Below are 12,296 nucleotides of genomic sequence, written 5' to 3'. Positions count from 1 at the left end.
CCCATCGCTTGGTCACGGTGGGATGAATCCTCACGACATTTGGAATACACACTATGAAAGCATGGACCCCGCTTCCCCTCGATCGCTACCGCTCACTCGAATCCAACCTCACCGACACCAAGCCCCTGATCATCGACACAACGGCCAACCCGCAAGACATCCTCGAATGCGCCGTCCAACGCCTGCGCGCCTCCAGCGACCTGCTGAAAACCCTCTACTGCCTCAGCTTCAAACAAGCCGACGTCGAAGACATCCCCCACATCACCCACGCCCTCTATCTGCTGACGCAGGATGGCTGTGACCTGCTGCAGGTCGCGCAGCAGCAGATGCTCGGCTGGAAAGCTCCAGTCTGAGGTTGAGTGATCAGATCGTTCCCATGTTCGACATGAGAACGATCACTTACCAGTCATCTACTCAAATCACTTCAGCATTGCTGAAAAGTAAGCCAATGGCGTACATTTACGATGATTTTTATTGAGACTCGGATCTTTACCCGTCGAGTAAAAGAGCTGCTGGATGATGACACGTACGCCGCTTTTCAGAAGCAACTGGTTGTAAGCCCTTCGATTGGCGATGTAATTGAAGGCACAGGCGGGATTCGCAAAACCCGAATTGCAGCGAAAGGACACGGCAAGCGAGGCGGAGCACGTGTTATTTACTACCACTTCGTTTCGGCGTCACAAATCGGGTTATTGATGATCTACCCTAAAAATGAACAACACGATCTGTCCAGCGATGAGCGTAAAGCACTCAAGGTCTTGATCGAAAAATGGAGATGACCATGAGCAAGTTTTTTGATGAGCTGATGGAAAGTGTGCAAGAGATGGACGAGATCGTACGAGGCGAGCGCACACCTTCTCGCGAATTCCACGTTGATGCATTGCAGGTCAAAGAAATTCGTAAAGCTACCGGTTTGACCCAGACCAAATTTGCGGCACTGATCGACGTCCAACTCGGCACTCTACGAAATTGGGAACAGGGCCGTCGCGAGCCAACCGGGCCGGCAAAAGCTTTGCTCAAGGCCATTCATAACGACCCGGTTCATGTTTTGAATGCATTGGCTCATTGAGAAAATGAACACCCACAAAAAAGCCGCCCCTAAGAGGCGGCTTTTTTATTCACCAGAACTAAGCCTTACAACTTAGGACCCGCAGCCTTGATCGCGTCGCTCACTTCGAACTTCTTGAAGTTCTCGATGAACAGACCGGCCAGCGCCTTGGCAGCTTCGTCGTACGCAGCCTTGTCAGCCCAGGTGTTGCGTGGGTTGAGCAGGTTGGTTTCAACGCCCGGTACGGCCAGTGGCACGTCGAGGTTGATGGTGTCCAAGTGCTCGGTGGCAGCACCGATCAGCGCGCCGCTCTGGATCGCTGCGATCACCGCACGGGTGGTCGGGATGTTGAAGCGTTTGCCGACGCCGTAGCCACCGCCGGTCCAGCCGGTGTTGACCAGGTAGACCTTGGAGCCGAAGCCGCGGATGCGCTTGATCAGCAGTTCTGCGTATTCGCCAGCCGGACGCGGGAAGAACGGTGCGCCGAAGCAGGTGGAGAAGGTCGATTTGATGCCGCTGCCCGAACCCATTTCAGTCGAGCCCACCAGCGCGGTGTAGCCGGACAGGAAGTGATAGGCCGCTTGTTCTTCGTTGAGGATCGACACTGGCGGCAACACGCCGGTCAGGTCGCAGGTCAGGAAGATCACCGCGTTTGGCTCGCCGCCCAGGTTCTTCTCGGAACGCTTGGCGACGTGCTCCAGCGGGTAGGCCGCGCGGCTGTTCTGGGTCAGGCTGACATCGGCGTAGTCAGCGTGTTTGGCGTCGTCGATGACCACGTTTTCCAGGACTGCGCCGTGCTTGATGGCTTTCCAGATGACCGGCTCGTTCTTCTCGGACAGGTCGATGCACTTGGCATAGCAGCCGCCTTCGATGTTGAACACCACGCCTTCGCCCCAGCCGTGTTCGTCGTCACCGATCAGGTAACGGCTTTCGTCGGCCGACAGGGTGGTTTTACCGGTGCCCGACAGACCGAAGAACAGGGTCACGTCGCCTTCTTCGCCGATGTTGGCAGCGCAGTGCATTGGCAGCACGTCAGCGGCCGGCAGCAGGAAGTTCTGCACGGAGAACATGGCTTTCTTCATTTCACCGGCGTAACGCATACCGGCGATCAGCACTTTCTTCTGCGCGAAGTTGATGATCACGCAACCGTCGGAGTTGGTGCCGTCACGCTCAGGCACGCACTCGAAGTTGGCCACGTTGAGCACTTGCCACTCGTCACGACCGGCCGGGTTGTACTGGGCCGGGTTGATGAACAGGCAACGACCGAACAGGTTCTGCCAGGCAGTCTGGGTGGTCATTTTCACGGCCAGGTAGTGATCTTCAGCCGCACCTACATGCACGTGGGAAACAAAGTGCTCTTGCGCGTTGTTGAACGCCTCGACACGAGCCCACAGCGCGTCGAACTTGTCGGCCGGGAACTTGCGGTTGATCGGGCCCCAGGCGATAGCGGCCTGGGTGGAAGGCTCTTCAACGATGAAACGATCGACTGGCGAACGGCCGGTGCGATGACCGGTGCGGACTACCAGAGCGCCGGTATCGGCAAGCTCGCCCTCACCGCGTTGCAGGGCTTCTTTAACCAGATCATCAACACTCAGATCGGTGTACACGGCGTTATTGGCTTGCGTCATGAGGTTCCCCGTCGGCCAGTGGCCGAGTGTGCTCCAAACGTTTTGTAGTAGAAAGTCGTGCACTACTACCGCGAAAAAAGTGGGCCGGATTATGCCAGAAAAGCCCAAAAAGAGTAGGGTCCTCCCGTCGTAACGGCGAAATTCCGTCGTTACGCAGTGAATTTACCTGCGCTGAACCGTTTTAGTGCCGGGTATCTGACGGCGTGTCGACGCCTGCGCCAGCAAACAATTGAGCAATATCGGCCGCATCGAACAGGTAACGCTGGTTGCAGAACTGGCAATCGATCTCGATTTCGCCACCGCGTTCTGCCACCAGTGCCTGCGCGTCTTCCAGACCCAGACTGACCAGCGCATTGCCCGAGCGTTCCCGCGAGCAGCTGCAACGGAAGCGCAGGTTCTGCACATCGAACAGGCGCACCTGCTCTTCGTGGTAGAGGCGATGCAGCACGGTTTCGTTGTCCAGGCTGAGCAATTCATCGGCGGTCAGGGTGCTGGCCAGGGCGGTGATGTGCTGCCAGCTTTCGGCGCGCTCTTCTTCGTCTTTCAGGCGGTCGGCCGGCAGTTGCTGCAGTAGCATTCCGCGAGCACGGCGGCCGTCGGCGAACAGCTTGAAGCGGGTGCCGACCTGTTGCGACATGACGAAATAATTGGTGAAACACTCGGACAGGGTTTCGCCGTCGAGATCGACGATGCCTTGATAACGCTGGCCAATCGTCGGGTCGACGGTCAGGGTCAGGTCACCGCCCGGCATCAGGTCGGCAAGGGTCGCGTCCGCGGCGATCTGCTCGGCGTTATAACGCGCCAGGCCACGGATCTCGCGCTCGCTGGAGCATTCGATCATCAGCAGTGGAATCGGGCCTTCAGAGCGTGCCTGCAAAATCAGCAAGCCGTCGAACTTCAGGGTGCCCACCAGCAACGAAGCGGCCGCCATCAGTTCGCCCAGCAACTGCGCGACCGGCTCCGGGTACGGGTGCTTGGCGAGGACTTCGGCGTAGCTGCGTTCCAGCGCCACCAGTTCGCCGCGAGTGTCGCTGTCATCGAAGATGAAGCGTTGGGTGTAGTCGGTATCCGGTAGGTCGGTCATAGGTCTGGGTATCTGAATTGATGACAAAAAGGTTACAAAAGATGAAAATCCCGCGCTTTCTTCGCACCTGTTTGGTGCAAAACGTTCAGCCACGGGAGGCATTTTATGAACAATCCGGGTTTGTTCCAATCAAGGTGGAACCTCGGCCGGCTGGTTCTGTGCAACGTAGTGCCATTAGCGCTACTGGCTTTCTGGTTATGGCCTACGGGCCAGATGCTGTGTGTGATTTTCGACGAGTGGCTGTTCCGCTCACTCAATGCACCACTGGCCAGCAACCCCATATGGCTCCACATCTGGGCAATTGCAAGTCTGCGTCCGTTCGACATCGTCGTCGGTCTGATCCTGCTGACGCTGCTGATCAAGGGCGACTGGGTGTTCAAGGCGATTGATGTACGTCGCGCCTTCTTCGGTTTTTTCTCGATTCTGCTGCTGATGGTGGTGATTCGCGCGCTGTTTTCCAAATTCGCCGACTACATGGACTGGCAGCACAGCAGCCCATCGATGGTGCTGGAAGGCGCGGTGCACCTGAGCGACTATTTCCCGCATCTGGAAAAAGCCTGGGAGCTGAAGGATCGCTCGAGCCAGAGCTTCCCCGGTGACCACGCTTCGGTGTTGCTGATCTGGGCGCTGTTCATGGGGGTCTTCAGTCGCTCAGTCGGCCAGTTCCTGACGATCTGGGGCCTGGCGTTGCTGTTCATGCTGCCACGTCTGGTGGCCGGCGCGCATTGGGGCCAGGACGATTACATCGGCGGCATGCTGCTGGCGGTGTGGGCGTTGGGCTGGGGTTACTACACGCCGTTTGCCTATCACGCCGCCAACTTCTGGCTGAAGGTGACTGCGCCGATTTTCGCTTTGCTGGGCAAGCTGCCGCTGGTTTCGCGGATGAGTGTGGTGTCTGCCGCGAACTGACAGTTTGCACACACCTGTGGTGAGGGAGCTTGCTCCCGCTTGGCTGCGTAGCAGTCACTGAACCAGTCGACTCGGTTGTACTTTGAAATACATGATCGACTGGATTGGGAGTCCTTCGGCCTCCAGCGGGAGCAAGCTCCCTCGCCACAATGGTGCGCCGTGCCGGTCAATCGCTATTGCTGTTCCCACGAAATTTAAACAGATCCCGCCGCTGCTTCTTGCTCGGTTTGCCGTCGGTACTCACACCTAACGCCCCGGCCTTGCGCATCGCCGCTGCCGCTTCACGTTTGGCAATACTCGCCTCGGTCTCGGTATACAGCGTCTGCGCTTCGGGCGCGCCGCGACGCACGATCGACAAGGCCTCGACCCTCACCGTGCGCTCTTCAAAACCGGTACGAATCTCGAACTCATCGCCAATGCGTGGCTCTTTGCCAGGCTTGCAGCGGTCGCCTCGGCAATGCACCTTGCCACTCTCGATGGCCGCTTTGGCCAGGGCCCGGGTTTTATAAAAGCGCGCCGCCCACAACCACTTGTCGAGACGGACCTTGTCGTCCTCTTCGCTTTTTTGTGCCATGGAATTTCCTCATTCTGAAATATTGATGAACTGTACTACCGTTTCTGTCGTGCCATGAATGACCCCGTCCCGGATTACAATGCACACCTGCCGACACCTGCTTGAGGGGTCGGCGATCCGGGCCGTAGATATCTGTCGCCTTTTAACCCTTATTCTGCGTGAATACCGCGAATTCGGCCGCACGCGGCCCGAGCGGTTTCTGCCGGTTGAGCACCTTTGAAGACATTTGACCATTTGACCGTTGTCGGTCTGCGCGAGTGGGTGGCGCTCCCTGATCTGGGAGTCGCCGGCCTGCGGGCGAAAATCGACACCGGTGCCAGCACCTCCAGCCTGCATGCCACCGACATCGAGCCGTTCGAACGCGACGGCGAGAAGTGGGTGCGTTTCACCGCGCACCTGGGCACGGTGGTGCAGTTGCGTCACCGGCGCTGCGAAGCGCCGCTGGTGACGCGCAAAACCATTAAAAGCTCCAATGGCCAGGCGCAGGTGCGCTATGTGATCAGCACCACCCTGGCCCTCGGTGATCGGGTCTGGGCAGTCGAGTTCACCCTCGCCTGCCGCAAGTCCATGCGCTATCGCCTGTTGCTCGGTTCCAAAGCCCTGATCGACGGCCAGTTGGTGGTCAATCCGGGCATCAAATATGTACAAGACAAGCCGGTGTTCCCGGTATCTACCTCCTCCACAGGTGTTGCATGAAGATCGCTGTGCTGTCGCGGAATCCGCGTCTGTATTCCACCCGTCGTCTGGTCGAGGCCGGCACCGAGCGCGGGCATGAAATGGTGGTGATCGACACCTTGCGCGCCTACATGAACATCGCTAGCCACAAGCCGCAGATCCACTATCGCGGCAAGCCGCTGGAAGGGTTCGATGCGGTAATCCCGCGGATCGGTGCGTCGGTGACGTTCTACGGTTGCGCCGTGTTGCGCCAGTTCGAAATGATGGGGGTGTTTCCGCTCAACGAATCGGTGGCCATCGCCCGCTCGCGGGACAAATTGCGTTCGCTGCAACTGCTGTCGCGTCGTGGCATCGGCCTGCCGGTCACCGGTTTCGCTCACTCGCCGGATGACATTCCCGATTTGATCGACATGGTCAACGGCGCGCCGCTGGTGATCAAGGTGCTGGAAGGCACCCAGGGCATCGGCGTGGTGCTGTGCGAAACCGCTACGGCGGCCGAGTCGGTGATCGAGGCGTTCATGGGCCTGAAGCAGAACATCATGGTTCAGGAATACATCAAGGAGGCGGGCGGTGCGGACATCCGCTGCTTCGTGGTTGGCGACAAGGTGATCGCAGCCATGAAGCGTCAGGCCAAGCCGGGCGAGTTCCGCTCCAACCTGCATCGCGGCGGCAGCGCCAGCCTGATCAAGATCACCCCGGAAGAACGCATGACCGCGTTGCGCGCGGCCAAGGTCATGGGGCTGGCCGTGGCGGGTGTGGATATCCTGCGTTCGAACCACGGGCCGCTGGTGATGGAGGTGAACTCGTCGCCGGGCCTGGAAGGGATCGAGACCACCACCGGCAAGAACGTAGCGGGGATCATCATCGAACACCTTGAGAAGAATGGCGGGCCGAACATGACCCGGACCAAAGGCAAAGGCTAAAGCGAGGAGCAAGAGCCCTCTCCCTCTCCCAAAGGGAGAGGGGACTGATTGGGGGATGCTTAAAAGACACGCCGACCTGATCCTGCTGTGCCGAATCCGCAATCGCCCCAGTCTTTCAGGTCGATGTATGACGCCAGACACCTCGGTCAGCTCCCTCTCCCTCTGGGAGAGGGCTGGGGTGAGGGTTTTATGGTTTAAACGGCATCCCGAGGCAACATCAACCCCAGCGGTAACCTGACTCGCGCTTCCAGTCCGCCCCCGGAGCGGTTGCGCAACTCGACATTGCCGCCATGCATCGAAGCAATCCGCTTCACGATCGCCAACCCCAGCCCCGTACCTTTCCCGCCCCGGGCACGGTCGCCACGGGTGAACGGGTTGAAGATCGCTTCCAGCTCCGACGGATCGATCCCAGCGCCACGGTCCATCACGCTCAACACCACGTACGGCGCGCTGGTGTCACCGGACACATAAGCCGCGACCTCGACGCCGCTACCGGCATGGTTCAGGGCGTTGCCGATCAGGTTGTTCAGCAGGCGTTTCATCGACACTCGACGCAACGGAAACGGCTGGATCGGTTCCAGACGCAGACGCACTTTCTCTTCGCTCTGGTTGTACGGCGCGGCCACCTCACGCACCAGATCGCTCAGGTCCACTTCCTCCACCGACTCGTCACGACCGTCGCGAATGAACGCGAGGAACTGGTCGAGAATCGCGTCCATGTCTTCGATGTCGCGCACCATGTCATCGGTCAGATCGTTGCGATCACCCATCAGCTCCAGCGACAGACGCAAGCGGGTCAGCGGCGTGCGCAAATCATGGGAGACCCCGGCCAGCATCAGCTCACGCTCACGGCCGGCCTGCTCGACGTCTTCGGCCATCTGGTTGAAGGCGCGATACACCTCGGTCATCTCGCTGGGCGTATCGCTGATCGGCAGGCGCACGCTGCGACCCTGACCGAGTTGCCGTGCGGCATATACCAGACGTTTCAACGGCTGGTTGAGCTGGCTGACGAAAATCCATGCAGAGGCGGTGGACAGCAAACCGATGGCGAGGAACCAGCCGAGTACGTTCCAGATTTTCTGCCCGCGCAGCGGATGCGGGTACAGCGGCACTTTCAGCCAACCGTCGCCGAGGCTTGGCGCACGCACCCACAGCGCCGGCGGCGAGTGCATGCGCAAACGCACTTCGGTGTCGGCGCCCAGCTCCGCCTGCATCTGCCGCTGATAGATTTCACTGTACGGCCAGTGCTGCTCGCCCTCCGGCACTCCGGCGCCGACCACCCGGATCAGGGTCGCGGCATCGGCGATCTTCGCGCGGTTTTCTTCATCAGCCGCCCAATAGGCGCGCAGCGTCAGGGCGACGCCGTGGCTGTATTGGCGATCCACCAGCACGTCCTCGTTCATCAACAGATAAACCAGGGTCAGCGCCTTGGAAAACAGCACGACGATGAGCACCAGCCAAAGGGTGCGGGAGAAAAAACTTTGGGGGAACCAGACGGGGGTTTTCATCGATAACCGTTAAACACTTGCAGGAGCGAGCCATGCTCGCATATTGCGGATTGCGAGTCTGCGTAGAGGGTCGATCAACCCGATGCGCAGACCCGCTCCTACAAATCGCCGATCACTTGGTGGCGGCGCCGTCCGGTACGAACACGTAGCCCACACCCCAGACAGTCTGGATATAGCGTGGTTTCGACGGATCCGGTTCGATCATCCGGCGCAGACGGGAAATCTGCACGTCGATGGAACGCTCCAGGGCATCCCACTCGCGGCCACGGGCCAGGTTCATCAGTTTGTCGCGGGTCAGCGGCTGACGCGCGTTCATTACCAGCGCCTTGAGTACTGCAAACTCACCGGTGGTGAGCATGTGCACTTCTTCGCCACGTTTCAGCTCGCGGGTCGCCAGCGACAGCACGTAATCACCGAAGGTGACGTTTTCGTCTTCGCTGCCCGGCGCGCCCGGCACCGGTGCGGCCTGACGACGCAGAACCGCTTTGACCCGCGCCATCAGCTCGTCCGGGTTGAACGGCTTGGCCAGATAGTCATCGGCGCCCAGTTCCAGGCCTTTGATGCGGCTCATTTCATCGCCCTTGGCGGTGAGCATGATGATCGGAATCTGATTGTTCGCCGCCCGCAGGCGACGGCATGCGGTCAGGCCGTCTTCGCCCGGCAGCATCAGGTCGAGGACGACCAGATTGAACACTTCACGCGACAGCAGACGGTCCATTTGCTCGGTGTTCGGTACGGCACGGGCACGGTAGCCCTTGCTGACGAAGAAACGTTCCAGCAGGCTGCTCAGCCCCGGATCGTCGTCAACAATAAGAATTTTTTCGCCTTCAGCATTGTTTGCAGTGCTGCTCATTGGATGCTCCTTTTAGCTCGGCGCGCATTATGGCGTAGCTGCCGTTATACGCACCGTGTGCATTGTTAGCAGATTTTTCCTTCACTGCCAGAAAACCGGGGTTTCTACCTACAGACTGCTACACCCCCGAATGACAGAACGCTGGTTATAATGCGCGGCGTTTTGTGCCAGGCAACGTCTGAATCGTTACCGCAGGTGGCCGCGATATTTTCCGGGCCTGCGCAGTAATTATTCGATTTCACGGGTCAATGGGGTGCCTTTTGACCCAGGCAGCGGCAATTTTCTAGCCGCTCAACCAGACTCCGGGCCTTTATTTCCGTGCCTGCGAGCCTGCTTTCACAATATGTCAGGTGGTTTTATGGACAGCATCAACAGCCGCATCGCCGAGGAACTCGGCGTACGCCCGCAACAGGTCGAAGCGGCCGTCGCGCTACTCGATGAAGGCTCTACCGTTCCCTTCATCGCCCGTTACCGGAAAGAAGTCACCGGCAGCCTCGATGACACCCAGTTGCGTCATCTGGAAGAGCGTCTGCGCTACCTGCGAGAACTCGACGAACGGCGCATCAGCATCCTCGCCAGTATCCAGGAGCAGGGCAAACTCACCCCTGCCCTCGAACGCGACATCAAGCTCGCCGACACCAAGACCCGCCTCGAAGACTTGTACCTGCCGTACAAGCAGAAGCGCCGCACCAAGGGCCAGATTGCCTTGGAAGCCGGCCTCGGCGAGCTGGCCGACGGCCTGTTCAACGACCCGAACCTGACGCCAGAAACCGAAGCCGCACGCTTCGTCGACGCCGAGAAAGGCGTAGCCGACGTGAAAGCTGCGCTGGAAGGCGCTAAGTACATCCTGATGGAGCGCTTCGCCGAAGACGCCAGCCTGCTGGAGAAGCTGCGCAACTTCCTCAAGCAGGAAGCGACCATCAGCGCCCGCGTGATCGCCGGCAAGGAAGAAGAAGGCGCGAAGTTCCGCGACTACTTCGAACACGACGAGCCGCTGAAAAGCATGCCGTCGCACCGCGCACTCGCGATTTTCCGTGGCCGCAACGAAGGCATCCTCAGCTCCGCGCTGAAAGTCGGCGAAGAGCTGCCGGGCACCATGCACCCGTGCGAAGGCATGATCGGCCAGCAATTCGGCATCCAGAATCAGAACCGCCCGGCCGACAAATGGCTCGGTGAAGTGGTGCGCTGGACCTGGAAGGTCAAGCTCTACACGCACCTGGAAACCGACCTGCTCGGCGAGCTGCGCGACGGCGCCGAAACCGAGGCGATCAACGTCTTCGCCCACAACCTGCACGACCTGCTGCTGGCCGCGCCGGCCGGCCCGCGCGCCACCCTGGGCCTCGACCCGGGCCTGCGTACCGGCTGCAAGGTCGCGGTGGTCGACTCCACCGGCAAGCTGCTCGATCACGCCACGGTTTACCCGCACGTGCCGCACAACAAATGGGATCAGACCATCGCCATTCTGGCCGCCCTGTGCGCCAAGCACTCGGTTGACCTGATCGCCATCGGCAACGGCACCGCCAGCCGCGAAACCGACAAACTGGCAATCGAGCTGATCAAAAAGTATCCAGCGATGAAGATGACCAAGGTCATGGTCTCCGAGGCCGGTGCATCGGTGTACTCGGCGTCGGAACTGGCTGCCAAGGAATTCCCGGATCTGGACGTGTCGATCCGTGGCGCGGTGTCCATCGCCCGTCGTCTGCAGGATCCACTGGCCGAACTGGTGAAGATCGATCCGAAATCCATCGGTGTCGGCCAGTACCAGCACGACGTGTCGCAGCTGAAACTGGCGCGTGGTCTGGATGCGGTGGTCGAGGACTGCGTAAACGCCGTCGGCGTCGATGTAAACACCGCCTCGGTGGCCTTGCTGGCGCGAATTTCCGGCCTCAACGCGACCCTGGCGCAGAACATCGTCGCTCACCGTGACGAGCACGGCGCGTTCAAGACCCGTGCAGCGCTGAAGAAAGTTGCGCGTCTGGGCGAGAAAACCTTCGAACAGGCCGCAGGCTTCCTGCGCGTGATGAACGGCGACAACCCGCTCGATTCCTCGGCTGTTCACCCGGAAGCCTATCCACTGGTACAGCGCATCGCCGCTGAAACCGACCGCGACATTCGCTCGCTGATCGGCGACGCCGCGTTCCTCAAGCGTCTGGACCCGAAGAAGTTCACCGACGAGACCTTCGGTCTGCCCACCGTCACCGACATCCTGCAAGAACTGGAAAAACCCGGTCGCGACCCGCGTCCGGAGTTCAAGACCGCCGAGTTCCAGGAAGGCGTCGAAGACCTGAAAGACCTGCAACTGGGGATGATCCTCGAAGGCGTCGTCACCAACGTGACCGCGTTCGGCGCGTTCGTCGACATCGGCGTGCATCAGGACGGCCTGGTGCACATCTCGGCGTTGTCGGAGAAGTTCATCAAGGACCCACGCGAAGCGGTGAAGGCCGGTGACGTGGTGAAAGTGAAGGTCATGGAAGTCGACATCCCGCGCAAGCGCGTCGGCCTGTCGATGCGCATGAGCGACACCCCGGGCGAGAAAATCGACGGTGCCCGTGGTTCGCGTCCGGGCTCGGCACCGCGCCAGTCGTCGAACAGCGCGCCACGCAAGGAAACGGCCACAGCCGCACCGGTGAACAACGCCATGGCTTCGCTGTTCGCCAACGCCAAGCAGTTGAAGAAACGCTGATGGAAGTTCCGGCCGGGCTCGTCGAGAGCGCGTTTTTCAAGCTGTTGGGCTGCCGCCTGCACAGCCTGGAAACCGGGGTGGCGCAAGTCGTCCTGGTGCTGGAACCACAACTGCGCAATCGCGGCGGCAAGTTGCACGGTGGCGCGCTGTTCAGTCTGGTCGATATCGCCATGGGGCTGGCCTGTTCCAGCACCCACGGCTTCGATCAGCAGAGCGCGACCATCGAGTGCAAGATCAACTACATCCGCGCCGTATCCGACGGTGAGGTGCTGTGCACGGCGCGGGTCATCCACCCGGGCCGCCGCACGCTGGTGGTCGAGGCCGACGTGATGCAGGGCGACAAACTGGTCGCAAAAGCGCAAGGCACGTTCGCTGTCCTGTAGATGTTGTTCATCATTTTGAGTTAATTTC

13 protein-coding genes are annotated in these 12,296 nt (G+C 60.0%); 8 read left to right on the top strand and 5 right to left on the bottom strand.

Features of this window, described 5'->3' with window-relative positions; all coding sequences use genetic code 11:
• Nucleotides 1-53: 53 nt before the first annotated feature.
• The 3 genes from M0808_RS08890 to nadS all read left to right on the top strand — a co-directional run bounded on the left by M0808_RS08890 (nucleotide 54) and on the right by nadS (nucleotide 1,069).
• Nucleotides 54-353 carry a hypothetical protein gene (locus M0808_RS08890; RefSeq protein ID WP_098966691.1) on the top strand — a complete coding sequence of 100 codons (300 nt, stop codon included), beginning with the start codon at nucleotides 54-56 and terminating at the stop codon, nucleotides 351-353.
• A 111-nt stretch (nucleotides 354-464) separates the two neighbouring features.
• Complete coding sequence (locus M0808_RS08885) at nucleotides 465-779, top strand: type II toxin-antitoxin system RelE/ParE family toxin (protein ID WP_011331970.1); 315 nt, start codon at nucleotides 465-467, stop codon at nucleotides 777-779.
• Between the two features lie 2 nt (nucleotides 780-781).
• Nucleotides 782-1,069, top strand: coding sequence for a NadS family protein (nadS, locus tag M0808_RS08880; RefSeq protein WP_098966690.1), 288 nt, complete (start codon nucleotides 782-784; stop codon nucleotides 1,067-1,069).
• 65 nt (nucleotides 1,070-1,134) lie between these two features.
• Here the strand turns inward: nadS and M0808_RS08875 are convergent, their stop codons facing one another.
• Together M0808_RS08875 and hslO are read right to left on the bottom strand one after the other, a co-directional pair.
• Nucleotides 1,135-2,676 (bottom strand): phosphoenolpyruvate carboxykinase, encoded by a 1,542-nt coding sequence (locus M0808_RS08875; protein ID WP_027611209.1) that lies wholly within the window; start codon nucleotides 2,674-2,676, stop codon nucleotides 1,135-1,137.
• 181 nt (nucleotides 2,677-2,857) lie between these two features.
• A complete protein-coding gene (hslO, locus tag M0808_RS08870; RefSeq protein ID WP_247840776.1) occupies nucleotides 2,858-3,760 on the bottom strand; it encodes an Hsp33 family molecular chaperone HslO in 903 nt (300 codons plus the stop codon).
• 105 nt (nucleotides 3,761-3,865) lie between these two features.
• Here hslO and M0808_RS08865 point away from each other — a divergent pair, with 105 nt between their 5' ends.
• On the top strand, nucleotides 3,866-4,669 hold the full coding sequence (locus tag M0808_RS08865; protein WP_247840774.1) for a phosphatase PAP2 family protein: 804 nt from the start codon (nucleotides 3,866-3,868) through the stop codon (nucleotides 4,667-4,669).
• A 166-nt stretch (nucleotides 4,670-4,835) separates the two neighbouring features.
• Here the strand turns inward: M0808_RS08865 and M0808_RS08860 are convergent, their stop codons facing one another.
• Nucleotides 4,836-5,243, bottom strand: coding sequence for an RNA-binding S4 domain-containing protein (locus tag M0808_RS08860; protein WP_098966686.1), 408 nt, complete (start codon nucleotides 5,241-5,243; stop codon nucleotides 4,836-4,838).
• A gap of 234 nt (nucleotides 5,244-5,477) precedes the next feature.
• On the opposite strand from M0808_RS08860, the gene M0808_RS08855 reads away from it, so the two are divergent.
• The gene (locus tag M0808_RS08855; protein WP_007964698.1) at nucleotides 5,478-5,939 is read left to right on the top strand and encodes an ATP-dependent zinc protease; all 462 of its coding nucleotides are present in this window, start codon (nucleotides 5,478-5,480) and stop codon (nucleotides 5,937-5,939) included.
• The gene (gene rimK, locus M0808_RS08850; protein WP_007949201.1) at nucleotides 5,936-6,841 is read left to right on the top strand and encodes a 30S ribosomal protein S6--L-glutamate ligase; all 906 of its coding nucleotides are present in this window, start codon (nucleotides 5,936-5,938) and stop codon (nucleotides 6,839-6,841) included. The genes M0808_RS08855 and rimK overlap by 4 nt, the downstream gene beginning before the upstream one ends.
• Before the next feature lie 194 nt (nucleotides 6,842-7,035).
• On the opposite strand, the gene M0808_RS08845 is transcribed toward rimK, so the two are convergent.
• Both M0808_RS08845 and ompR read right to left on the bottom strand, forming a co-directional pair.
• Nucleotides 7,036-8,349 (bottom strand): ATP-binding protein, encoded by a 1,314-nt coding sequence (locus M0808_RS08845; protein WP_027611205.1) that lies wholly within the window; start codon nucleotides 8,347-8,349, stop codon nucleotides 7,036-7,038.
• A gap of 112 nt (nucleotides 8,350-8,461) precedes the next feature.
• Nucleotides 8,462-9,202, bottom strand: coding sequence for a two-component system response regulator OmpR (ompR, locus tag M0808_RS08840; protein WP_003220637.1), 741 nt, complete (start codon nucleotides 9,200-9,202; stop codon nucleotides 8,462-8,464).
• 358 nt (nucleotides 9,203-9,560) lie between these two features.
• Between ompR and M0808_RS08835 the strand changes: the two genes are divergently transcribed.
• Entirely contained in the window at nucleotides 9,561-11,885 is a 2,325-nt protein-coding gene (locus tag M0808_RS08835) for a Tex family protein (RefSeq protein ID WP_247840772.1), read from the top strand.
• The gene (locus M0808_RS08830; protein WP_134785189.1) at nucleotides 11,885-12,268 is read left to right on the top strand and encodes a PaaI family thioesterase; all 384 of its coding nucleotides are present in this window, start codon (nucleotides 11,885-11,887) and stop codon (nucleotides 12,266-12,268) included. Before M0808_RS08835 ends, M0808_RS08830 begins: the two co-directional genes overlap by 1 nt.
• Nucleotides 12,269-12,296 lie beyond the last annotated feature (28 nt).

This window comes from Pseudomonas sp. MWU12-3103b, from assembly GCF_023100615.1.
Taxonomy (GTDB): domain Bacteria; phylum Pseudomonadota; class Gammaproteobacteria; order Pseudomonadales; family Pseudomonadaceae; genus Aquipseudomonas; species Aquipseudomonas putida_A.
The sequence above is the reverse complement of the archived record's forward strand: the minus strand, read 5'-3'. Positions and strand labels throughout refer to the sequence as shown.